11 protein-coding genes are annotated in these 23,647 nt (G+C 35.6%); 8 read left to right on the top strand and 3 right to left on the bottom strand.

The features are described 5' to 3' along the window. The first annotated feature begins 389 nt into the window (after positions 1-389). The 3 genes from BC008_RS05815 to BC008_RS05805 all read left to right on the top strand — a co-directional run bounded on the left by BC008_RS05815 (position 390) and on the right by BC008_RS05805 (position 3,219). Positions 390-1,418 (top strand): ferritin-like domain-containing protein, encoded by a 1,029-nt coding sequence (locus BC008_RS05815; RefSeq protein ID WP_235595804.1) that lies wholly within the window; start codon positions 390-392, stop codon positions 1,416-1,418. Between the two features lie 68 nt (positions 1,419-1,486). Next, positions 1,487-2,245, top strand: a complete 759-nt coding sequence (locus BC008_RS05810; protein ID WP_027846742.1) for an isoprenyl transferase — start codon at positions 1,487-1,489, stop codon at positions 2,243-2,245. 572 nt (positions 2,246-2,817) lie between these two features. Next, positions 2,818-3,219: a hypothetical protein gene (locus BC008_RS05805; RefSeq protein ID WP_027846741.1), complete on the top strand. Its 402-nt coding sequence runs from the start codon at positions 2,818-2,820 to the stop codon at positions 3,217-3,219. 1,026 nt (positions 3,220-4,245) lie between these two features. Here the strand turns inward: BC008_RS05805 and BC008_RS05800 are convergent. Continuing rightward, the gene (locus BC008_RS05800) at positions 4,246-5,511 is read right to left on the bottom strand and encodes an ABC transporter substrate-binding protein (protein WP_058183332.1); all 1,266 of its coding nucleotides are present in this window, start codon (positions 5,509-5,511) and stop codon (positions 4,246-4,248) included. Between the two features lie 390 nt (positions 5,512-5,901). Between BC008_RS05800 and BC008_RS05795 the strand changes: the two genes are divergently transcribed. The 3 genes from BC008_RS05795 to BC008_RS05785 all read left to right on the top strand — a co-directional run bounded on the left by BC008_RS05795 (position 5,902) and on the right by BC008_RS05785 (position 10,960). After that, on the top strand, positions 5,902-6,657 hold the full coding sequence (locus BC008_RS05795) for a YebC/PmpR family DNA-binding transcriptional regulator (protein WP_027846113.1): 756 nt from the start codon (positions 5,902-5,904) through the stop codon (positions 6,655-6,657). Positions 6,658-6,748: 91 nt separating this feature from the next. After that, positions 6,749-8,020: an FAD-dependent hydroxylase gene (locus BC008_RS05790; RefSeq protein ID WP_027846114.1), complete on the top strand. Its 1,272-nt coding sequence runs from the start codon at positions 6,749-6,751 to the stop codon at positions 8,018-8,020. A gap of 717 nt (positions 8,021-8,737) precedes the next feature. After that, complete coding sequence (locus BC008_RS05785; protein WP_027846115.1) at positions 8,738-10,960, top strand: lytic transglycosylase domain-containing protein; 2,223 nt, start codon at positions 8,738-8,740, stop codon at positions 10,958-10,960. Between the two features lie 429 nt (positions 10,961-11,389). Here BC008_RS05785 and BC008_RS05780 read toward each other — a convergent pair whose 3' ends face one another. Continuing rightward, positions 11,390-13,594 carry a beta strand repeat-containing protein gene (locus tag BC008_RS05780; RefSeq protein WP_027841439.1) on the bottom strand — a complete coding sequence of 735 codons (2,205 nt, stop codon included), beginning with the start codon at positions 13,592-13,594 and terminating at the stop codon, positions 11,390-11,392. A 1,305-nt stretch (positions 13,595-14,899) separates the two neighbouring features. Between BC008_RS05780 and BC008_RS05775 the strand changes: the two genes are divergently transcribed. Continuing rightward, positions 14,900-19,060, top strand: coding sequence for an nSTAND1 domain-containing NTPase (locus BC008_RS05775; protein ID WP_027841438.1), 4,161 nt, complete (start codon positions 14,900-14,902; stop codon positions 19,058-19,060). A 206-nt stretch (positions 19,061-19,266) separates the two neighbouring features. On the opposite strand, the gene BC008_RS05770 is transcribed toward BC008_RS05775, so the two are convergent. Next, positions 19,267-21,615 carry a LamG-like jellyroll fold domain-containing protein gene (locus BC008_RS05770; RefSeq protein ID WP_027841437.1) on the bottom strand — a complete coding sequence of 783 codons (2,349 nt, stop codon included), beginning with the start codon at positions 21,613-21,615 and terminating at the stop codon, positions 19,267-19,269. Positions 21,616-22,373: 758 nt separating this feature from the next. Between BC008_RS05770 and tatC the strand changes: the two genes are divergently transcribed. Further along, the gene (gene tatC / locus BC008_RS05765) at positions 22,374-23,156 is read left to right on the top strand and encodes a twin-arginine translocase subunit TatC (RefSeq protein WP_027841436.1); all 783 of its coding nucleotides are present in this window, start codon (positions 22,374-22,376) and stop codon (positions 23,154-23,156) included. Positions 23,157-23,647: the final 491 nt, after the last annotated feature.

The raw sequence follows: 23,647 nt of genomic DNA, 5'->3' as shown, positions 1-23,647 counted from the left end.
AGTTGCCTTAATATGTTCAAAACTTATTTTTTGTTTTTCCTCGAATAACGAATCAATCTGTATCTTACTTTTTCAGCAAGCCCTAGGTAAGGTTTATAGTGCGTTTTAATGTACTTAGTTTATGAGTCTTGTTAGCTAGAGCGGTGACACAAAGCCTGTTGAAATTTATTTCAAGATTTTGGGTAAAACCAGATTGTTGCAAGTTATCAGTAAATCCGACTTTTTTCCCTACTTTGTCAACTTGCTTTACCTTCAGGTATCGATTTTTGCTGTTGCGATCGTTCATAACAAAGCATTAAAGAACCAACTTTCCCCGACTGACAAATAGCTGTTTTTTTTCTTAAACTGATGGACACAGCAGCAAAAGTAACACCATCGCTTGAGTAAATATGATTAATACACTCAGTCCACCCCATGCAGATTTAGCTGGTAAAAAATACTCAAATCCTCATTATTTTCAAATCCAGCACCGTATTACTTCCCTTATAGAGAAGTACCTTACAATTGAAAAACTCAACAATCGCCTTGAAGATTTACCTTTACAGTTTGAAAATCCGCGATCGCGTCCTTGGAAAACTATTGATTGGGGAAGTATTAATAATGAACAAGTTATCGGTATCAATCTCGAAGTTTTTTTATCAATTCTTGTTGGCGCTATAGATACTGAAGCTCCTATTAGAGATTACACCCAAACTAGTCGCCAATATTTGGAAAAAATACACCCACAGATGGCTCACTTCGTTGGAGGGATTCTAAATGAAGATGGGAATATACAAGAAATAGGTTTATGGGAGAAAGAAGAACGCCAGCATACTCCCGCATTAATCAAGGTTTATCAGCAACTAAAGGGTGAGAAAATAACCGCCAAACTTCGCACCGTTAGAGGATATATTCCCACAGATGATCCCCACGAAGATTTGTATCGTCACGGCTTACATCGAGTTGCAACTGAATACGGAGCTACTAGTCTTTACTTGTGGTTAATGGCACATACAACCGGTGCACTCCAGGATGTTTTTGAACAACTGTTAATAGATGAAATTAATCATATGACTAAATTCTGGGGATTTGGAGTTTGGTTATTCCCCGACACTTCTTTTCTAAATGTAGGAAACATACTAGTAAAAACTCGCAGCCAGGACTATAAGTGTAACAGCTTACTCCGTACCCTTAAACGTATGATGGAAAAACTTAACTGGAAATCCTGGACTTTGACTAATAAAGCAACTTTAATATTTACCTTTATCTATACGATGCATCGACTAATGGCTTGGAATAATTCCCTAACGCCAGATTATTTACAAGAATTATTTGGCAAATGTAACAGAATTATGCGCGGTAGCGCACCACTTCTTGATGAAGTCGCTCTCGCTCATCCCTGCACCACTTTGCTAACAGAAATCAGGAATCAAGAGTAAAAAAAGTACAAAAAACTTTAATTTCCTGGTCCCTAATCCCTAATCCCTAATCCCCAATCACTAATCCTATGAATAAACTTTTATCACAACTACCTGCCGACTTAGCTCCTGAAAAGTTACCTCAACATATAGCTATCATTATGGATGGTAACGGTCGATGGGCAACTCAACAAGGATTACCTCGAATTGCTGGACATCGTCAAGGTGCAAAAACCTTGAAGGAGTTATTACGATGTTGCAAAGATTGGGGAATCAAAGTATTAACAGCCTATGCTTTCTCAACAGAAAATTGGCGAAGACCGACAGAAGAAGTAGATTTCTTGATGCTGTTATTTGAAAAATTAATCCATCGAGAACTAGCACAAATGCATCGAGAAGGTGTAAAAATTTCATTTATTGGGGATTTGTCACCACTACCTAAGTCTTTACAACAAAAAATGCAGCATTCCATGTTGGAAACAGCAAATAATCAAGCTATTGAGTTTAATGTTGCAGTTAATTATGGTGGTCGTCAGGAAATTACTCAAGCATGTCGTCACATAGCAGAACTAGTGCAGCGTGGAGAACTGAATCCTGAGCTAATAAACGAAAATTTAATTACACAAAATCTCTACACCACGTCTATTCCCGAACCCGATTTACTAATTCGTACTAGTGGTGAAATGCGCTTGAGTAACTTCCTATTATGGCAAATGGCGTATACAGAGATTTATTTTACAGATACTTTCTGGCCTGAATTCGATAGATCTGCCTTTCATCAAGCATTGTTACACTATCAAAAACGTAATCGCCGCTTTGGTAGCATAAATCTTACACTTTCTGCTTAATTACGATAAATTAAGTATTGACTAAGAAATTCTTGAAAAATTAATTCAGGATTAAGGATTGAGAAGTCAAAGTCCAGAATTAATGAAGTCAGAAATTCCCAGATAAATGGAAAATCCCCAGATAGCAACTGCTACTATCTGGGTAATAAGAGGAAAATCTATAGCTTCTGGATAAATTATGGAATAGTAATAGGGACAAAGTAGGGACAAAACAGAGACAAATTGTGACATTTTTATAGCAATCATCAGTAATAAGACTTAAAAAACTTGGTTATAGAATAATCAATTTGTACAACTTAATGACAGTATTATCAGGATATATATTAAAATTAATCTCTTCGAAATTGCTCAATTCCAAACACTCAATGATGCTTTTTTGAAGAGTGAACAATAAGTATAAAAAAGGACTCTGTATAAACAATTATGTATAACCAAACTGTTACTAAGCTCATACTTGTAAAATAGCCACCAAACCAAATATTACTTAAACTAGAAGTGAGGTCACTTTCACAAAGTTCGAATTCAAGAAGTTCGAATTCAAAAAGTTCTAAATTTCACATGGAGTTTGAGTAATGAATACAACATTAAAACGTATCGTTTTACCTAGCGTAATTGCGTTCAATTTGGTTGGCGTGACTTTAATTCCCAGTGAACATGCTGCAGCTAATGACGAGCTACTAAAAGATATTGGTATTGGAGCTGCTACAGGTGCAGTTGGTGGGGTTATCACCGGTGATGATGTTTTAGAGGATGCTGTTAAGGGTGCAGCTGCTGGTGCAAGTGTCAATGAACTTAACAGACGTAGAGCAAACCGTTGTCGAAGTCGTAAGTTAGAAAGAGATGTTCTTGCAGGTGCTGGTGGTAGCACTGTTGCTGGGATAATTACCAACCGTCGTCGCGACGTTGTTGGTGATGCTGCTAAGGGTGCTGCAGTTGGTGGCATAATTCACGCTACCCGTAAGAACTGTAGGTAACAACCAATAACCAAAAATAATTTGGTTTTGCAGTTGGCAAAATAAGAGCATCTATCAGGGATTTCCAGAGTCATAAATACCACTTTGTATAACGTGCTGAAGTGCATTCCTACAGGTAAAAGTGAATTATTTATTGGAAATCCCTGATGTTATTTAGCACTATTGGTAATTGGTAATTGGTAATTGGTAATTGGTAATTGGTAATTGGTAATTGGTAATTGGTAATTGGTAATTGGTAATTGGTAATTGGTAATTGGTAATTGGTAATTGGTAATTGGTAATTGGTAATTGGTAATTGGTAATTGGTAATTGGTAATTGGTAATTGGTAATTGGTAATTGGTAATTGGTAATTGGTAATTGGTAATTGGTAATTGGTAATTGGTAATTGGTAATTGGTAATTGGTAATTGGTAATTGGTAATTGGTAATTGGTAATTGGTAATTGGTAATTGGTAATTGGTAATTGGTAATTGGTAATTGGTAATTGGTAATTGGTAATTGGTAATTGGTAATTGGTAATTGGTAATTGGTAATTGGTAATTGGTAATTGGTAATTGGTAATTGGTAATTGGTAATTGGTAATTGGTAATTGGTAATTGGTAATTGGTAATTGGTAATTGGTAATTGGTAATTGGTAATTGGTAATTGGTAATTGGTAATTGGTAATTGGTAATTGGTAATTGGTAATTGGTAATTGGTAATTGGTAATTGGTAATTGGTAATTGGTAATTGGTAATTGGTAATTGGTAATTGGTAATTGGTAATTGGTAATTGGTAATTGGTAATTGGTAATTGGTAATTGGTAATTGGTAATTGGTAATTGGTAATTGGTAATTGGTAATTGGTAATTGGTAATTGGTAATTGGTAATTGGTAATTGGTAATTGGTAATTGGTAATTGGTAATTGGTAATTGGTAATTGGTAATTGGTAATTGGTAATTGGTAATTGTTAATAACTCATTACTTATTACTTATTACTTATTACTTATTACTTATTACTTATTACTTATTACTCATTCAACATAATTATTTAAAGATTAAATCCAAACGCTGTTGCGATTCCTTCAATGCTTCTTGGGGAGAACTTTTACCCAGTAAAACAGCTTCCATTGCTCGACCAATATTTTCAGAAACTCGATTATAACCAGGAAAAATTGGACGCGCTTTTCCATATTTTGTTTGCTCTAAAAATACTTCAAGTGCAGGTTGCTTTTGAATAAATTCTTGATATTTTGGATTTTGACGAGACTTAAGATTGACAGGTAAATATCCAGTTCCCAACGCCCATTCAGTTTGAAACTCTTCACTCAAAACATATTCAGCAAACTTAAATGCTGCTTTTTGTTTTTCAGGGGTAGTTTTAAATAAAAATAGATTTTCCCCACCAATACTAGTTGCAGGACGTTCACCAACGGGGATAGAAAATACTCCATAATCTCCATCAGGAATATCACTAGCAATATATGTTAAAGTCCAAGGACCGGTAAATTGCATTGCAACCTTACCTTTAACAAAATCATTGGTTTCAAAACCTCGTTCTGGTGAAGATAAAACTGCAGAACCATCAGTAATTAAATCTCGCCATAATTGCAAAGCTGCTTGTGCACCTTGATTATCAGTTAAATTAACAGCTGCAGCTTCGTCCAGATTACCATTAATAATTTCGCCACCCCCACTCCACATAAACGGTAACCAAATAAAAACGGTAAACTCACCTTTACCCAAAGGTAAAAATAGTCCATGTTGGTCAATCTTGCCATCACCATTGGTATCCCGGGTTAATTTCCGAGCAGCTTCTCTTAATTCTTCCCAAGTTTTAGGTAAATCCTTAATTCCAGCAGCTTTAAATAAACTGGGACGATAAAAAACACCCACATTATTTGTTGCAAAAGGTACTGACCACAACTTTCCTTTATATTCCACAGAAGCAAACAAAGCCGGGTCAATTGCATCTTTGATGGAGGAGTTTACCAGTATGTCATCAACAGGTATAATAGCTTCCAACTCTACCAATTGACCGCCAATAGTCGGGTTAAACCACAATAAATCCGGCGGTGCATTACCTACAACTGCAGCCAAAATTTTCGGCATTTGTTGGTCCGGTTGACCAACATAAAGCGATTCTACCTGAATATTTGGGTGTGTTTGGTTAAATTTATCTACTAACTTTTGCAAAACATCCCGGTTGGGTGGTGGATTTACACCCTGCCATAAGGTTAAGTGAATTACATTATCTTTGGTATTATTTCCCGCTAAAGGTTGACATCCAGCAATGGCGAAGATGATGACCATGCATAAGATCGATAATCTACTGGTCAATAATCTATTGGGAAAGATTAAGGGACATTGACAGAGAAGTTTAGATATTTTCAGAAACTTAAGAGACCTAAGGGATCTAAAAAGTTTCAAAGGTTTAATAAACTGAGAAAATTTAACAATCACAACTTTGATGCTTTTGTTTGGGTTGCTACACAATTATGGTAGGGTTATTTATTTTCTCAGTTAACAGTTAACACAGAGTAATTAAAACAGTGAAGTAGTCAGCACAGGTGTACTGTGAGTATTAGATCGATAGTCACACATCAATCGTAGCCAGTGAGGTTATCTGATAACTGACAACTGTTAACTGATTTAACTGTCAACTGTTAACTGTTAACTGATAACTGTTAAAGGAGTAAAATTGTGGCTGGACATAGTAAATGGGCAAATATTAAACGTCAGAAAGCAGTCGTAGATGCCAAAAAAGGTAAAACTTTTACTCAAATCTCGCGAGCAATAATCGTGGCTGCAAGAAGTGGTATTCCAGACCCAGCAGGAAATTTCCAACTGCGGACAGCAATTGAAAAGGCAAAAGCTGCAGGAATTCCTAATGACAATATTGAAAGAGCGATCGCTAAAGGTGCCGGTACTTTTGATGATGGTAGCAATTTAGAAGAAATTCGCTATGAAGGTTACGGTCCAGCTGGTGTAGCGATTTTGGTTGAAGCCTTAACTGATAATCGTAACCGAACTGCAGCAGATCTACGGGCTGCTTTTAGTAAAAATGGTGGAAATTTAGGTGAAATGGGTTGTGTAAGTTGGATGTTTGCCCAAAAAGGGGTTTGCGTCGTTGATGATGTATCCAACGAAGAAGAACTTTTGGAAGCATCCTTAGATGGTGGTGCTGAATCTTATGAAATGACCGATGAGAATACTGCAGAAGTTTTAACTAACGCAACACAATTAGAAAGTCTAAATCAAGAATTAAAAGCAAAAGGTTTTGATGTTAGTGATGCTCAATTGCGCTGGATTCCTAGCAATAACGTGGAAGTGAACGACCCAGACCAAGCGCGATCGCTACTCAAGTTAATTGATACCCTCGAAAGCTTAGATGACGTGCAAAATGTAACTGCTAATTTTGAAATGACCGATGAATTAATGACTGCGAGTATGGTGTAGGGGGCTATCCCCAATCCCCAACCCCCAACCTTGCCTTAAATCCTTGGTTTGCGCCAAAATAATAATTAAAACGTTGTCATTTTTCTTAACAATGTTGCAAGCGCAGCCCAATCAAACTGTTTCTAATCTCCAAACCTCCACCCAAGAAAAAGAATATGATTACGATCTAGTAATTGTAGGTGGTGGTATTGTAGGCTTGACTTTGGCAGCTGCACTCCAAGATTCTGGGTTGAGCGTGCTGCTAATTGAAGCCAAGGCGCAATCTGATTCGGTAATGAAAGGACAAGCCTACGCCGTTCATATGCTTTCAGCGCTAATTTTTCAAGGAATTGGCGTTTGGGACAAAATTCGACCCCAAATAGAAACTTATCGCCACGTTTGCCTTTCTGATGCCGATCATCCTTGTGTCGTAGAGTTTGATAATTCTGATATTAATCAAAAAGATCTAGGTTATGTCGCTGAGCATAAGGCCATTTTGTTCCCTTTGCAAGAATTTGTGAAAGGTTGTCACAATATCAGCTATTTATGCCCAGCGGAGGTAGTAAATACCCAGTATCAAACGAATATGGCGAAAGTTGATGTGAAGGTTGCTGGAGAAGTACGAACTGTTCGCACTAAATTGTTAGTCGGTGCAGATGGAGCGCGATCGCGTATTCGCCAAGGGGCTGGAATTAAAACTCATGGCTGGAAATATTGGCAGTCCTGTATTGTAGCTTTTGTGAAGCCAGAAAAACCTCATAACAATACAGCTTACGAGAAGTTCCAATCCAGTGGTCCATTTGCCATTTTACCTTTACCAGGAAATCGCTGCCGGATCGTTTGGACTGCGCCCCATGCAGAAGCAAAAGCACTATGTGAACTAGACGATGAGCAATTTTTAGCAGAATTGCAAAAGCGTTTTGGAAACCAAATGGGTAAACTGGAATTGTTGGGAGAATGCTTCACTTTCCAGGTACAGTTAATGCAAAGCACTCGCTATGTCCTCAATCGACTAGCTTTAATTGGTAATGCAGCACATAGCTGTCATCCAGTGGGAGGACAAGGTTTAAATTTAGGTATAAGAGATGCTGCTGCTTTAGCGCAAACTATCCAAGAAGCCCAAGCACGCGGTCAAGATATTGGTGATATTAAAGTACTCAAATCCTACGAACGTTGGCGTCAACGAGAAAACTTAGCAATTCTCGGTATGACCGATTTATTGGATCGGACATTTTCCAATCAGTTTTTACCTTTAGTTTTGGGAAGACGTTTAGTTTTATGGATGATGAAGAGAATACGTCCAATCAAGATTTTTAATCTTAAATTAATGGTTGGTTTAACTGGCAAGACTCCTAAATTAGTCCAAAAAGTTTTGGAAGCTTAATCTTACAAGCTTCGTTATTAATTGGCATCTACTTAAATACTAATTTCAAAAAATACTACTACACATTAATGCTTTGAATCTATATAGTTGTAAATTTTGTAGTCAAAGATAACATCGACTATAAAATTTATTTGTGAGGAGTAATCCTCAGTGGGGGAACTACAACCCCCTGTATCCCCATTTGACTATGTTTACCTTAAAACTTTGCAATACCTGTTTCCCGTTCCCTTTCGTTCCCTTTTATAAACGTTCGGCTTGCCACATTATTAAGTGTAACGAACTTAAAGGAAATCGATATAACTACCAAATATTCCCATCACTCGCTTGTTGTATTTGTCCGCAAATACTCTCATAACCGTATAGGCAAATGTATTGTATCGGCACAATGTAAAACTGTTGATCGTTCATTGCTGTGTTAGGTTCACGGTTGACGTTTATGTTTGACAGTGATACAAATAATCTTCACACTTGTTGTTTAAATAAGTTAACAAATAATAAGTAAATATGCTCTATATGGGGCTAATTTTGTGAATTTATTCTAAACAATCAATTACTCATTAACAACTACTGATGAAAAATCAATGATAATAATAATACTTACTTATTACGAGTAAACTTCAATAAAAAAAATAAAAATTGAAATTTAAAATTGGTTACATCGATCATAAGTAGTGCTAAAGTTGCAACAACTCATCTAAATTTATTCAGCCAGTATCAATGCTGAAGAAGCTACAAAAAAAGCAAATTTCCTTAATTGCGGGTGCAGGCATTTGTGCCTTTTTTGCGGGGGCGATGTTATCAGCGCCTCAAATTGGCGAATCCTTGAGTCAATTGTTTATCTTGGGAAGTTTACCCGAGAAAATATCTGAAAAAAGCGCCGCTAACTCTCCTGTTCTGGCATTGTCTTTACAACCGCCACAGGACAGAGAAAATCAACTCAAAGAGTTAATTAAGAAGTCTTCGCCTAGAGATAAAAATCGAGCTCGTTACCTATTAGCAAGTGATTTAATTGATAGAAGAGAAGCTGCTTCAGCTTTGGAATTGCTGGAGGATTTGGATAAGGAATACAAAGTTTTAGCTCCCTATGTATTGCTCAAAAAAGCTCACGCCTATGACATTTTGAAAAAGGGCGGTCAAGCTTCAGATATGAGGCAAGCTGTTATCAAGCGCTTTCCCAAGCATCCAGCAACGGCAAAAGCGTTATATTTGATTGGTGCAAAAGATTACCAGGATCGGGCGATCGCTGACTTCCCATCTCATCCTTTGACTTGGGAAATTATTAAGGGACGCTTGGAGGAAAATCCTGAGCAGCCGGAATTAAAATTGATTTTGGCAAGACATGCTTTCGATCAGCCTGGAATGACTCCGATTTTAGAGCAGCTTCTGGAACAAAATTTACCAGATTTAAAACCGGAAGATTGGGAAGCAGTTGCAACTGGTTTATGGCGAAAGAATGAATTTGGTAAAGCAGCAACAGCATACGAAAGAGCACCACAAACTCCCCGAAATATTTATCGGTTTGCAAGGGGACATCAAATCAGTAACGGTCGCCTAAAGGCTAATGATACATATCAGAAACTAATAGAAGAATTTCCCAAAGCAGAAGAAACGGGAATGGCGCTGATGCGTCTGGCTGAAATGCAGAAAAATAAAAAAGATGCTCTGCCATATTTAGATCGAATTATTGCTAATTTTCCCAGGCAAGCGGGTGCTGCATTAATTAAAAAATCAAAAATTTTAGAAGCTCAAAAAGATGAGAAAGGAGCACGGGAAGCTTTAAAATTACTCATTGAAGAGCACAAAACTACCAAGGAAGCTGCAGAATATCGTTGGGAAGTTGCTCTGAAAAAAGCCAAGGAAAAAGATTATAAAGCTGCTTGGCAATGGGCGGAACCTCTACCCTTGAACAATCCTGATAGTATTTTGGCTCCCAGGGCAGGATTTTGGGTTGGGAAATGGGCAACAAAGCTAGGAGAAGAGCAAAAGGCTAAAGAGGCTTACAAATATGTAATCGCTAATTTCCCTTACTCCTATTATGCGTGGCGTTCGGCATCAGTTTTAGGATTGGATGTTGGTAACTTTAATTCTGTGCGTCAATTGAGTCCAGAAATCTCTCCTTTACGACGTTCGGTACCTCCTACTGGGACAGAAACATTTAAAGAATTATATTTGTTGGGTCAAGATCGGGATGCATGGTTGCAGTGGGAAACCGAATTTAACAACCAAATCCAGCCTTCGGTTGCAGAACAATTTACTGAAGGTTTAATGCGTTTGACAAAGGGAGATTATTTAGCCGGTATCAGTAAAGTTGCAAAACTAGAAGATCGGACAAAGCCAGAGGAAGTTGCTGAGTACCAAGCCTTAAGTAAACGAATGGCTTACTGGCAAGCTCGTTATCCTTTTCCTTATTTTCAGTTGATCCGAAAGTGGTCTAGGGCGAATAAAATTAATCCTTTGTTAGTAGTTGGATTGATGCGTCAGGAGTCAAGGTTCCAGCGAAATATTCGTTCGGTAGCTAATGCAGCGGGTTTAATGCAAGTATTACCTTCTACTGCAGAATGGATTGCACCAAAAATTGGAGAAGATTTTAGGGATTTTGAATTGACGGACCCCAGCGATAATATTCGTTTGGGTACTTGGTATTTGAATTATACCCACAACAAATATCAGGGAAATTCATTGTTGGCGATCGCTAGTTATAATGCTGGACCAGGAAATGTAAATAAGTGGTTGAAAACTATACCTAGAGAAGACCCTGATGAATTTGTGGAAGCAATTCCCTTTAATGAAACCAAAAATTATGTGCGACAAGTATTGGGTAACTATTGGAATTATTTGAGGCTCTATAATCCACAAATGTCGAAATTAGTTGCTAAATATTCAGAGGAACATCCTAAATTACCACATCAGAAAGATGAGAAAGAAAAGAGTAAAGAATAAAAAGTAATGAGTAATAAGTAATGAGTAATAAGTAATAAATAGAAATAATTGGTGAATACGCAAAGCGTTTAGGGTGATAGCAAGCTGAGTATTTGTGCACATCTATACCCCATTAGTATCCTTATATTAGGATGTAAGTATAGTAATACGGCAGAGAGAACCAAAGTCTCTGCCGTAAGTCTTAAAGTATCTTTATATGGCAGTTTCCATTCGAATCAAATACATTTTTATATTCCCATTCTGTAGAAACGTTGCAGAGGTAAAAGTCGGTCATATCATGTCCGGTAAAACACTTGCGATAAGGTTCGTAGTAGCGCTTGAGCGCCAATATCTTTACTATGGCGCTAAAGCGCTACTACAAACATATTTTTTCATAAGTAATTAGGCGGACATGATATCATACACTAAAAAACTTAATTCACAGAAACCTTAACCAAACATCGCAGCAGAAGAAAATTCTGAAGTGTCGCCAGTTTTACGGTTAGTGGCTGTCGCAGTAATTACTTGGTCCCTTGGAACAGTATCATCGCTTGCAAACTCAAAACTCGCATCGCCATTTCTGTCAGTTCTCACATTGACTGAACCCAGGAAATTCGCACCCTCGTCTGAACCCCCTGCGATGGGATTTGAGAAAAACTCAATTTTGTAAGAACTTCTAGATAAACTATTGAGTTTTCCAGTTAATTCTATACCATCATCACCACTCCCAATCGATTCAATAACTGGATTATTCTGAAGGTTATTTGCTCCAGTATCTATATCTCCAGTATCGTTTGGAGTAATACCATCTCTGGTCGAATCATTACTTAAGTCAATCCCTAATCCAGTGTTGTTATTTATTGAGTTACGTGAAATGGTATTACCACTTGAGGTGATATCAGCAATCAATACGCCAGCGCCACCGTTATTATAAATAAGGTTACCTTTACCAATTAAGGATTCATTACTCAGGAGAGAGGGAGTATTACCAAACAGTAGTTTTTGAGATTGGGAGCGTATAGGATAATTCTTAAATTTGTTCGGGATGGATGTGCTTGATTTGGTGTCGCCGATGATATTACCCGAAGCTCCATCAAAAATGATAATACCATCTTCAGCATTACCCATATTGAGAGTACCTGTAGCATCAGTACCAATGAAATTCGAGGAAACTAAGTTCTTAGCGGTACCCTCATCATTCATTTCAATCCCAGTTTCACCATTATTAGAAATAACATTACGGGTAATTATATTCTTGGAGGCTCCAGCATCAATATCAACACCGTCAGTACCATTTCCTAAGGCTTTAGTTCCAGTAGCATCAGTACCGATGTAGTTACCTGCAACTAAAATTTTTCTCGCACCGGTACCTTGAATCTCTACACCATCGCTGATATTACCCGAAATAATATTACTGATAACAAAATTGCGACCCGCTTCATCATCGATCGCTAAACCATCATCACCATTTCCTAAGGCTTTAGTTCCACTGATATCTGTACCGATGTAGTTATTGATAACTAGGTTATCCACCGTACCAGGATCAGCTATAGGTATACCATCATCTAAGTTTCCAGAAACAATATTACCCACAACAATGTTCTTAGAACTTCCATCTTTGATTTGAATCCCATCATCATTACCTAAGGCTTTAGTACCGGTGATATCTGTACCAATATAGTTACCTTTTACTTCATTGCGTCGCGTACCTTCACCACCAATGTCAACACCATCATCGATATTACCGGACATAAGGTTGCGATCGCGGAAATCTCCGGTACCAATTAAGTTTTTGGAAGCTCCTTCCTTAATTTTTACACCTTCATTTTCATTCCCTAGGGCGATGGTACCAGTTGCATCTGTACCAATATAGTTGTTCTTAAGTAAATTGTGCTTCGTCCCTCTACCAATCATTTTGATTCCGTTATCCTTATTACCCGAAATCAAGTTATCAGCAATATTATTCCGTGAAGCTCCTTCATTTAGACTAATACCATTGTCGTTACCCAAAGCAGCTTTACCTTGGATATCGGTACCGATATAATTTCCTTCTATCTGATTGTTTTTGGTTCCACGACCACTCAACGCAATACCGTCACCATCATTACCCAAAATGAGGTTACCATTTACTCCCAAGCTCTTGACGTTAGCAAGGCTAGTAGAAGTAACTGTATCTTTTAAGCCTCCACCAATGATATTATCAGAAGCTCCATTTTCAAGACTAATACCATTACCCTGATTACCGAGGTCTACAGTACCGGTTATATCAGTACCAATATAGTTACCAATAATTTTGTTATCATCAGAACCATTGAGGCTAATACCTGAACCACTGAAACTATGGATTGCTAATCCTCGAATAATACTACCACGACCACCGCGAGTAATAGTTAATCCATTAACATCAGTCCCTGCATTTACACCATTTAGTTCGATGCTCGGCATACCACCAAACTCAGATTGGCTAGTAGCATCAATAATAACTTTATCCGTAATATCAGGTAGAGCAGATGCAAGTTGGATAGTGTGGGATTCCATCCCTGGAATATCAAACAAAATATTATCCAAACCTGAGGATTGATTTGCTCCTAGGATTGCATCACGCAGAGAACCAGCACCAACATCATTGGTATTAGATACAGTAAATATTGTCATGACTTAAATACAACCTCTTTTGAATCACTTATGGGTAATATTTCTAGGATTGTTCCTTCTAGCCAAATTGCCATTCTGTAGGCTTATCGTCCATATCGCTAAATAGAGTTTCTGCCATTAATGGGGTTACTATAAATATTTTTGACAAGCTTGCAGATAAGATAGCTATCTATAAGAGCTTAAGCAAAGCTGAACTAGCTCAAAAAAGATTTTCCTTCTTTGAAGTTTAAAGGTCAAAAGTGACAAAGTTAGATAGAAAAAGTGACAAACTAGGGCTATATTAGCTTGATGCTTAAAATTGGGAATATGTTACGGAGAGAAGGAGAATTATGGAGAAATTGCAGCTTTATCTTGGTAAATATGGTGCTTAAGTTCAATTATCTGAGTTTATCTCTTGGTTTCTCATATCAGTTCTTTCATAATTAGCCACCTGTTTGCAAGACATGTTGGGGATTTGTTGTATATGTGAGGAGAGAATAATATGTCTCACGTATGTCAATCAGATAGTTTTAGAATAATTTGAATTAACACCTTTTCGTTAAATAAATTATTATTTCGTTTTTGTAAAAAATATTTGAATCGTGTAATTTAAAAATATTAAATGTACACAGTAATGAGTTTCTCACAACTTCATCACAGATATTTAACACAAGCAGACTGGAGGAGGAACAAGCACTTGTAATAAAATTTATAAATTTTTTTGAAAATTACGTAAAAGTGAAAAATCGCAAACAAGTATGTGTTAAAAATTAGACGATGTATTAAATTTAAATTAACAAGATTTATTTAAAAGCAGTATATAAGTTATTTTCCACAGTTACATATGATTTGTGTGATTCCCTTCAAGGGAGTCGCATCGAGTAACCGTAATATAGTCAGTGGGAAAAAAGATAACACAAAAGTAACAAATAACAACTATGTAGTTTAAATCGCTTGTTTGTAGAATTATAAATATGTAATATCCATAAAAGCTCACTAATTTTGATTTGAGAAAGTTGAGAATTGACTCCAATCATTAACAGTTCTTGATTGGGCTCACAAAATTACAGCGCAGCGCACCCATGGGAAACAACACCATTAATCCCAAACTAATAAACAAACAACACAATCAGAAGTAATATTTGCCGCAAAAAACCACCTACTTGTAAGGCTAACTCGGTGGCTTTTCCTGAACGTCAATAGTTAGTAATGCTAGCTAGAGTTAAGTTAAAAGGCGATATGAGATGTACTTAACACCATTAAAATTCTAGATAAGCAAATAAAAATCAAAGTTATCAATTAAATTATTATTCTTATTTCTAAAACATGGTTAAGAAAATTCTGATTTTGGCAGCAAATCCCAGAGGGGATCTCGAGTTAGACAAAGAAATACGTGATATCGAGGAAGCTCTGAAGGTTTCAGTTTATCGCGAGCAGTTTGACTTCAAAATCAAATTAGCTGTACGTGTCAAAGATCTGCAAAATGCAATATTGAAGGAGAAGCCCTGGATTGTTCACTTTTGTGGACATGGTAGCGGAAGTGAAGGACTAGTTTTAGAAAATGATTTAGGACAACAGCAGTTGGTGAGCACGGAAGCTTTAGCGGATTTATTTAGGCTTGTTGCTGATCGGGGGATAGAGTGTGTACTACTTAATGCTTGCTATTCCCAAATACAAGCCGAAGCAATTGGGAAATATATTAATTATGTTATTGGTATGCAGCAATCCATAAGAGATGATGCAGCTAGGGCTTTTACACGTGGTTTTTATGATGCACTTAATTTAGAAGAGACAATAGAATCTGCTTATAAGTTTGGCTGTCATCGCATTCAAGCCGAAATTGGTGGTCAACCGGGATTATTCGAACATTTGATTCCTGTATTACTTAAAAAAATCATTCCTGGCAAACCGATGGCAAGGTATGCCCTTGTAATTGCTGTAGGTGACTATCAAAGTCAACATTTAACTTCTATTTCCCAGTCAGCAACCGACGCTGAGGCGATTGCACAGATACTAGAAAAACATGGCAAATTTCAGGTAGAACGTCTACCAAAACGCCAAAATCAACAAACAAAGAGTTGGGAAGTAGTTGCAGAACCAGTTACCAAAGAACAGATTGTTCAAGCAATAAAAACCTTACTTAAGGAGCGTGCTGTTAAAAATGAAGCGTTAATTTATTTTACAGGACATGGCTTACAGATACTTGATGACTGGGATGAACAAACAGGATTTTTAGCAACTTCCAACTGTGAACTTGAATTCAGAGGTGAAAAATTAGTCAAACAGTCTAACGAGATACAACTTAAAGATCTAAATAATTATATTGAAAAATCAGATGTCGGACGTCTGGTGATGCTGTTGGATTGTTGTCATAGTGGTTCGTTTTTAAATCATCAGTTGTTGCACGAAACTTTTAAAAAAGCTTTCAGCAACCAGAAGGAATATTATTTGATAGCTGCTTATCCTCATAAGCATGGTGTTAAATACAATCCTCATCAGCAACATAGTATTTTCACTGATATCTTGCTTAAAGGATTGTCAGTCGGAAATATGAATAATAAAGGAGAAGTTACTTGTCAATCACTCTTAAAGTATTTTCGCAGTGAGGCGAGAGAAGTAGAAGTGCTGCAAATGGGTGGAGGGCGAACTATTAAGTTGGTTACTCATGAATATGAAATTATAAATCCCACAATGCATTTGAACAAGCACAATCCATATGTAGCACTTAAATCTTTTGATGACCAAAAGAAACAGTATTTTTATGGTCGCGAACAAGCAGTAAGAGCTTTATTAGATCGTCTCAATCAAAGTCGTTTTATTTCTGTAATTGGTGCTTCGGGATGTGGTAAATCATCGCTGGTGAAAGCAGGATTATTACCAAGAATACAAAGCGAACCCATTTTTGATAGTTATCAATGGGAAATAGAACAATTAATTCCTGGCGATCATCCTGTACAAACACTCATAAACAAGTTGACCCCCCTGCATCATCTCAATAAGCCATTTGTGTTATTTATCGATCAGTTTGAAGAGGTATTTACCCTTTGCAAAGATGATAAAGAACGTCGTGCATTCTTCCGTTTAATACAACAAGAGGCTACAAACGCTAGATCCCAAAGCAAACTAATTGTTGCTGTAAGGGGAGATTTTTTAGATCGGTGTGCAGAGTACTCTGAAATTGCTAACTTAATTAATCGTACTCAACCGACAACATATTTGGTAGAACCACTTTCTGCGGAAGAATTAAAAGCAGCAATTATCGAACCAGCAAGATTACATCAAGTGAAGTTTGAATCTGGTTTAGTGGAAGCAATGGTCGAAGATGTACTAAACCAACCAGGTGCTTTACCTCTACTGCAATATACATTGTGGCAATTATGGCATGAATGCATTGAAAGACCGGAAATACCCCAATCTCCTTTAAGTTGGAAACATTATCAGCAAATGGGTAAAGTTGGTGGAGCTTTGGACAGTCAAGCAGATTTACTTTACCAAAGTTTTGTTTCTCAAACCGATAGAGCTTTTGTGCAGCAGTTGTTTTTAGGATTGGTAGAGTTGGGAGAAGGGGAAACAGTGACACGTCGTCGTGTCACTAGAGATAGTTTGGTAGATATTGCTGATTCCGCCGAACGGTTAGATGAGATATTAGGAAAATTGACACAAGGTCGCCTAATTGTAGTGAGAAGTGAGAAAAAGGAAGAGGATGATTTTGAGAATTACGTAGAGGTCGCCCACGAAGCACTATTAACTAAATGGAAATCATTACAGTGTTGGATTGCCGATAGTCGAGAGGATATTCGTATCAGAAGTTGGTTTCGAGAGTATTTTCTTGCGTGGCGAGATAAATATAAAAAATCCGATGAAGCACTGCTGACAGGATTACGATTGAGTGATGTGATTGAGTGGGAGCAGAGAGGCAATTTCCAACTTTCTGATGAAGAGAAAGAGTTTATTGATAAAAGTCAGAAGAAGCGTGATCGTGAATTTCAAGATAAATTAAAGCAGGAAAAGAAATTAAGGGAAGTTGCTGAGAATCAAGCAAAAGCTGAGAAGGAGAAAGCTCAAGAAGCCGAAGCTAGAGCAAAAGTTCAGAAACAAAGAACTAGATTTGCAATTACAGCAGGAGTATTCATTTTCTTGAGTTTTGGTTTAGGATTATTAACTCAACAACTGGCAAAACAGAAAAGTGTACGTGAGGCTATTATTGCTACAGAAGCAGTTGAAAAATCAAAAATTTCGTTAGTAAAGAATAATCAACTTGAGGCATTGTTAGAGAGTGTTCAAGCACTTGAAACTCTCAAGAAATTTGGTTCAGACGAACCTAAATTACTCAAAAAATTAGAATCAGTAATTTATAGTACACACGAACGCAATCGATTAACAGATCATACAGCGGAAACTACAGGTGTTAACTTTCATCCTAAAGGTAAATTGGTTGTCACTGCTGGATCTGATAACAAAATAAAACTGTGGGATATAAAAAAGGGTCAGTTAGAAAAAAAATTTCCGGAGGAAGAAGGACATCAAGATGTCATTTGGAATGTCAAATTTAGCCCTAATGGTGAAATGATTGCTTCAAGTAGTTGGGATAAAAATGTCAAAATTTGGACTCGGAAAGGACAACTTTTACATACACTCACGGGAGATTCTGGTCATAAAAGTAGTGTCTATGGTATTAGTTTTAGCTCAGATAGTAGTCTTCTAGCCTCTTCAAGTCGAGATGGAACTATTAAAATCTGGGATACACAGACTGGTACTCTAAAAAAAACACTAACAAACCAAGAATTCCTCCAACAGCAAGATTATAGAGTTTACAGCGTAGATTTTCATCCTAAAAATAATAGTATACTTGCTTCCTCAGGTTATTTTGACGGTAATGTCAATATTTGGTACTTAGATGGTGACAGTAACCAAAGTTATACTCCTGTCGTTTTGCCTGAAAAACACGCAGACCAAGTTCGTGCAGTCAAATTTAGTCCTAATGGTCGTCTTCTTGCTTCTGCTGGGATGGGTGGAATGATAAAAATTTGGGATGTAGAAAATAGAAAATTATTTGCTACTATTGATACTCATTCAGAATATACTTACGGTATTGCTTTTAGCTCTGATAGTAGTATCATAGCAGCTGCGAATAAAGATGGAAGCATAAAACTTTGGAAATTAGATGAAGATGTGAATAATCACGGTAGAGCATTCAAAAATCCCTATAAAACTTTGAAGGGACATTCGGGTGCAGCTAATAGAGTTGGTTTATTTAGTACGAATAAAGACAAACTAATAATTGTTTCTAGTAGCGATGACAAAACTGTGAGAATTTGGGAAATTGATACAAGCAAGAAAAATAATTATAAATTAACAGATCTTGATAGTCTACTTGAGTATAGTTGCACAGCACTAAATAGCTACGGTTATTTAAAAACTAGCTCCAAACCTAAAATAGGTAAAATCTGTGATACTGTTTTGCCTTACATGATTAATCCCAAGTAAGTATTAGGAAATTTAACTTGCACATTTAATTTAACAAAAAATCTTGTAACACAAGTATATTTTCCGTTTTGTTGTGCAAATTAAAGGTATTTTAAGTTATAAATAGTCAATCTGAAAATCTATAACTTATGGTTTTTTAGAAAAATTAAATCTTGAGCTTCCGCTTTTTCGACAATGCATAAATAGTTTATTCTAACAATCAACTATTATCTCGTTTGAGGAGTTTTTGATTCATCAGGTTCACCAGAAGACAGATCTTCTAATTGTAAGCCAAAATAATCCGTATCAAACCACTCAGCTTTGAGCATTGACCACCAGTCAAAAGTAAGACCAGTAAGAACATAAATATAAGGAAGCCAACCATAACCTTCATCTCCCCATTCTTTTCCCCAAGAATTTCTAATCTTGAAAGCTCCTTTGGTATAAATTTTATTATCTTTGTCTTGGTAAATAAAATTATGGCCTTTAATAATTTTTATCTCCTTTTTATTCTCTTTGCTTTCTATATTAATTTGAATATAATTATTGTTTAAACATTGCAAATTTTGACTCTGTGAATATAGATCTATTTCTATTTTTTTATCATCATCATAACCAACTGCAACAACTGCATGATTATTTAATTGGCCTTCATCAGTATAAAACGATATATCTCCTTGATGTTGTTCGGAAAACTTCCTAGCTTCTTGAGAAAACTGAAATCCAAACATAGGAGGAAAACCAGTATAGATAAATATCTTGATACTATCAAGTAAATCTAATTTACTGTTTATGTTAGGATTGTCTAAACGAAAATAACTTTTTGCTTTATATTTCTGAGCAAGACTATATATAAAAGGAAGCGGATAAAAATCAGAAGTTTTATTATGAATAACATTTTCAGTACTATTTGTATTTTGTTGTTGTTTTTCTTGTTCTTCCCTTATCAAATCAGGGAAATATTTTTTTAGATTGTTATAAGGGAAATACTTTTCTGGTGGTACACCAAAAGTTATCATTGCCGACATAACTTCCCTAATAGATAAACCATCATTGTTATCACTAGCTTTCGAACTCAAATAAAATGCTACTACATATAGAAATAAGCTTGAGTAATCTTGATATCTTCCTGATGCTTTACGCTCAAAATATTCTAACAAAGAAACCGCTGCATGCGTTGTACATGAAGGTAATTCAGATTGTTCTTTAACCTTAGACCAGTTATTAAAATCTAAAAATTTTATATTAAAGTAATGGTTATTTTTATTTTCATTATCATCATGCCATTTTAATTGGTAAGGATAAAATATTTTTTCTAAAATTTTTCTCTTTATTTCTTTTGAATTATCAATGAAATATTTATCTACTATTTTTAATAGTTCTTCTTTTTCTCCTTTTGATTTTATTCTTAATAAATTCAAAATATCTTGATTTATAGTATCAATATTCAGAGGAACATTTAAAATAGTTTCAATAAAGTAATCATTGATTTTTTTTCTGAAAAAATTAATATTCTCAGAGCCTTCAATACCTTGATTAATATTATCTATAACTTGAATTAAGACTTCTTTTAATTTTGTTGATAAATCTAAAAAATTAATATTGAGTATTAGTTTATGATTTATTTCTGTATCAGGTACAATAGTTATTCGGAAATATTTATTTTTAATCTCGTCTTCTGGAAAAGATACTTTCCAGATATGAATATAATAAATTTGACCCTTGAATAAATTTTCTTTGTTTCCCCTGCAACCTAGATAAACATTTGATAAATTTTGTGTCTTTTCCTTAGAAGAATTAATGTCATGAATTGTATCTAGAGTTTTATCCTCTAGTTCACCATCAATATACAAATATAATGTGTAATCTCTTTTTACAAATACAACATGATGGAATTCTCCATCATCGATAGATTTTTTAGAAATTAATTGAGGTTGATTATAATTACCATCATAACGGCTACATACTACTTTACCAGATGTTTTTTCATATCTAATAGCAAATGGATATCCTTTTTTTATATTCCCATCCCATTTTTCTAAAATAGAAGCATATTTTTCATGCAAGTTTGTTTGTATTGAACTGGATTTAATCAATAATTCAATTGTAAATTCTTCGAATTTATGAAAGTTGACTTTCTGAATAATTTCTTCGTCAGATAATTCTATATATGCATTATTTCCATTAAAAGTCAGGGCTTTCGTTAATATATTTACTTGACCTGTATTATGAGATAATTGATGATTATTAGGTGATTTATGAAGTAGGAATTTAGTTGGTAAATGTAAATTTATTTTTGTTGTATCATCTGAGAATCTACTTGAAATAGAAGGTTTTAAAGGAACTAAAATTTCTTTCTGTGCTTGACTTATTTGATTAGGGTCAATTTGATAAATTTTTACTTCGTAATTTGTTGGTTCTCCCTCTTTATCTCGATTAGGCTGCCAAATACCAATCTTAATACCTTGCTGTTGTAACTTAGCAAGTTCTTCTTTCAACCTTTCAAGAGTGTCTACTACAATATAATCCCGATCATCAAAGTTATCTCGTCTGACACCAAATGTATAATCTGTCATAACAATCCTCCTAATTCAGACTTTTCGTTCTTCATCAAACTTTTGTGCTCACAAAAAATATTTATTAAAGAATAAGTAAAAATAAATACTACTTTACTAAAGCATGAATTAATTAATGCAATATATGTTAAATCAAAAAATCTTGTGTATTATGACACATGTACATGTTTATGCACAACATGTATTAATGTATTTTTTTATATCTATTTAATTAATAATTCAATTTAAGGTGAGAAATACATTGAGATGCTTTTTCTTAAAATCCCTTGGATATTAAGGATCTTGACACAAAATAAACCTATTCTTAAATTCAAGAGAATCCCAAAGACAATTTAAAAATACTTAAGTATTTAATCAAAAAAACAACAAAGATCTAGTGTAAAAAACGACAAGTGAATTAAGCAAAAAACTAGTATATATAAGATAATTCATTTGTGATTATCTACTTAGAGTATTTGTATCTGTACTGCTTTATCACTGACCCCTAACTCTCACTGACAGATGTAGGTTTTTCACAAATGGGTGATTAAGCATTTTGGTTAAGTACTAAAACTTCATATTAAAGTATTTGAATATACTAGTTGTCGTGAAAAATATTTCTCTTATGTGCATATTTCATGTCTTTTCATCCATGAAAGCCATTAAACATAAAAACCTACACTTGTGAGACTCTACATTACTCCAAAATCAAACAAAAATTTCTGCAACCCCAACTCCCCGGATAGAATAGTTAACAAACACTGTCCTATCCCTGACCCATGACATCTTCCCCAGAAACAGAAACACCCACATTAGAAACCGAAACCGACGATCCAACGGAAAAATACCTCGACGAATTACCCGGTGAAGTCGAAATGTCCCTATTCGACCACCTAGAAGAACTACGACAGCGGCTTTTTTACGCTCTGATTGCGGTTGCGATCGGTGCTATTACCTGTTTTATTTTTGTTCGACCAATTGTCCGAATTTTAGAAGTTCCAGCAGGAGATATTAAATTCCTCCAACTCGCACCGGGAGAATTTTTCTTTGTTTCCCTAAAGGTTGCAGGTTATAGCGGTTTACTGATTTCCACTCCCTTCATCCTCTACCAAATCGCCCAATTTGTCCTCCCCGGACTCACAAGACGGGAACGTCGTTTACTCGCACCAATTGTTTTAGGTTCCAGTATTTTATTTGTCGCTGGTTTATTCTTCGCTTATATTGCACTTATCCCTGCAGCTTTAAACTTCTTTATTAGTTACGGTGCAGATGTCGTTGAACAACAATGGTCAATTGAAAAATACTTTGAATTTATATTATTGTTATTATTCAGCACCGGTTTAGCATTTCAAGTCCCGATTATTCAATTACTTCTAGGAACTTTAGGAATTGTCTCATCCCAAAAAATGCTTTCGGGATGGCGTTACATCGTTTTTGGTTCTGTAATTGCAGGTGCAATTCTCACTCCTTCCACAGACCCGCTCACCCAAAGTTTACTTGCAGGCGCTGTAGTTACACTTTATATGGGTGGAATTATCATGGTCAAAATTTTTGGGAAGTGAGGTAACAGGGAATGGGGCTGTAATCCTATGATTTAATAAAGAATTTTCAAAACAATCAAAACAATAATTTATACCATTATTTAGTTTGTAGGGGCGCACCGACGTGCGCCCTATTTCCTATTTATTTATTGGAAATGCATTTTCTGTATTGGAAGTACATTGAAATATTTCCTAGAAAACAATCACAAATATTTCATCTTATAAATAATTGATGAGAATATCAAGAAAGTATTAAATGAAAGATAAATATAATTGATTTTATCTTCTTTTTCTTTGCTTCTTCTTATTCTTCTCATTATTTTTCTGAATATTCTGAAGATGGAATTGGTAATCACTTTTTTGAACACCTTTCCCAATAATTATAACTGCAGGAATCAGAAATACTAATAGGACTTCCCAAGGGGCTAATGTAATACTAATGAACAAACAAAAACCAGCAAAAGAAGCCCACACATACCGCATTTCATTGTATGCTTTGGTAAATAAATAAA

The organism is Mastigocoleus testarum BC008, from assembly GCF_001456025.1.
GTDB classification, from domain to species: domain Bacteria; phylum Cyanobacteriota; class Cyanobacteriia; order Cyanobacteriales; family Nostocaceae; genus Mastigocoleus; species Mastigocoleus testarum.
Note: the sequence above shows the minus strand (reverse complement) of the source record. Positions and strands in the feature narration are given on the sequence as shown.

Excerpts from the sequence above, each read along its gene's own strand:
- BC008_RS05805 (WP_027846741.1), top strand. The coding sequence starts at position 2,818 with ATGAATACAACATTAAAACGTATCGTTTTACCTAGCGTAATTGCGTTC.
- BC008_RS05785 (WP_027846115.1), top strand. The coding sequence starts at position 8,738 with ATGCTGAAGAAGCTACAAAAAAAGCAAATTTCCTTAATTGCGGGTGCA.
- BC008_RS05800 (WP_058183332.1), bottom strand. The coding sequence starts at position 5,511 with ATGGTCATCATCTTCGCCATTGCTGGATGTCAACCTTTAGCGGGAAAT.
- BC008_RS05770 (WP_027841437.1), bottom strand. The coding sequence starts at position 21,615 with ATGACAGATTATACATTTGGTGTCAGACGAGATAACTTTGATGATCGG.
- BC008_RS05775 (WP_027841438.1), top strand. The coding sequence starts at position 14,900 with ATGGTTAAGAAAATTCTGATTTTGGCAGCAAATCCCAGAGGGGATCTC.
- BC008_RS05810 (WP_027846742.1), top strand. The coding sequence starts at position 1,487 with ATGAATAAACTTTTATCACAACTACCTGCCGACTTAGCTCCTGAAAAG.
- BC008_RS05815 (WP_235595804.1), top strand. The coding sequence starts at position 390 with ATGATTAATACACTCAGTCCACCCCATGCAGATTTAGCTGGTAAAAAA.
- BC008_RS05790 (WP_027846114.1), top strand. The coding sequence starts at position 6,749 with ATGTTGCAAGCGCAGCCCAATCAAACTGTTTCTAATCTCCAAACCTCC.
- tatC (WP_027841436.1), top strand. The coding sequence starts at position 22,374 with ATGACATCTTCCCCAGAAACAGAAACACCCACATTAGAAACCGAAACC.
- BC008_RS05780 (WP_027841439.1), bottom strand. The coding sequence starts at position 13,594 with ATGACAATATTTACTGTATCTAATACCAATGATGTTGGTGCTGGTTCT.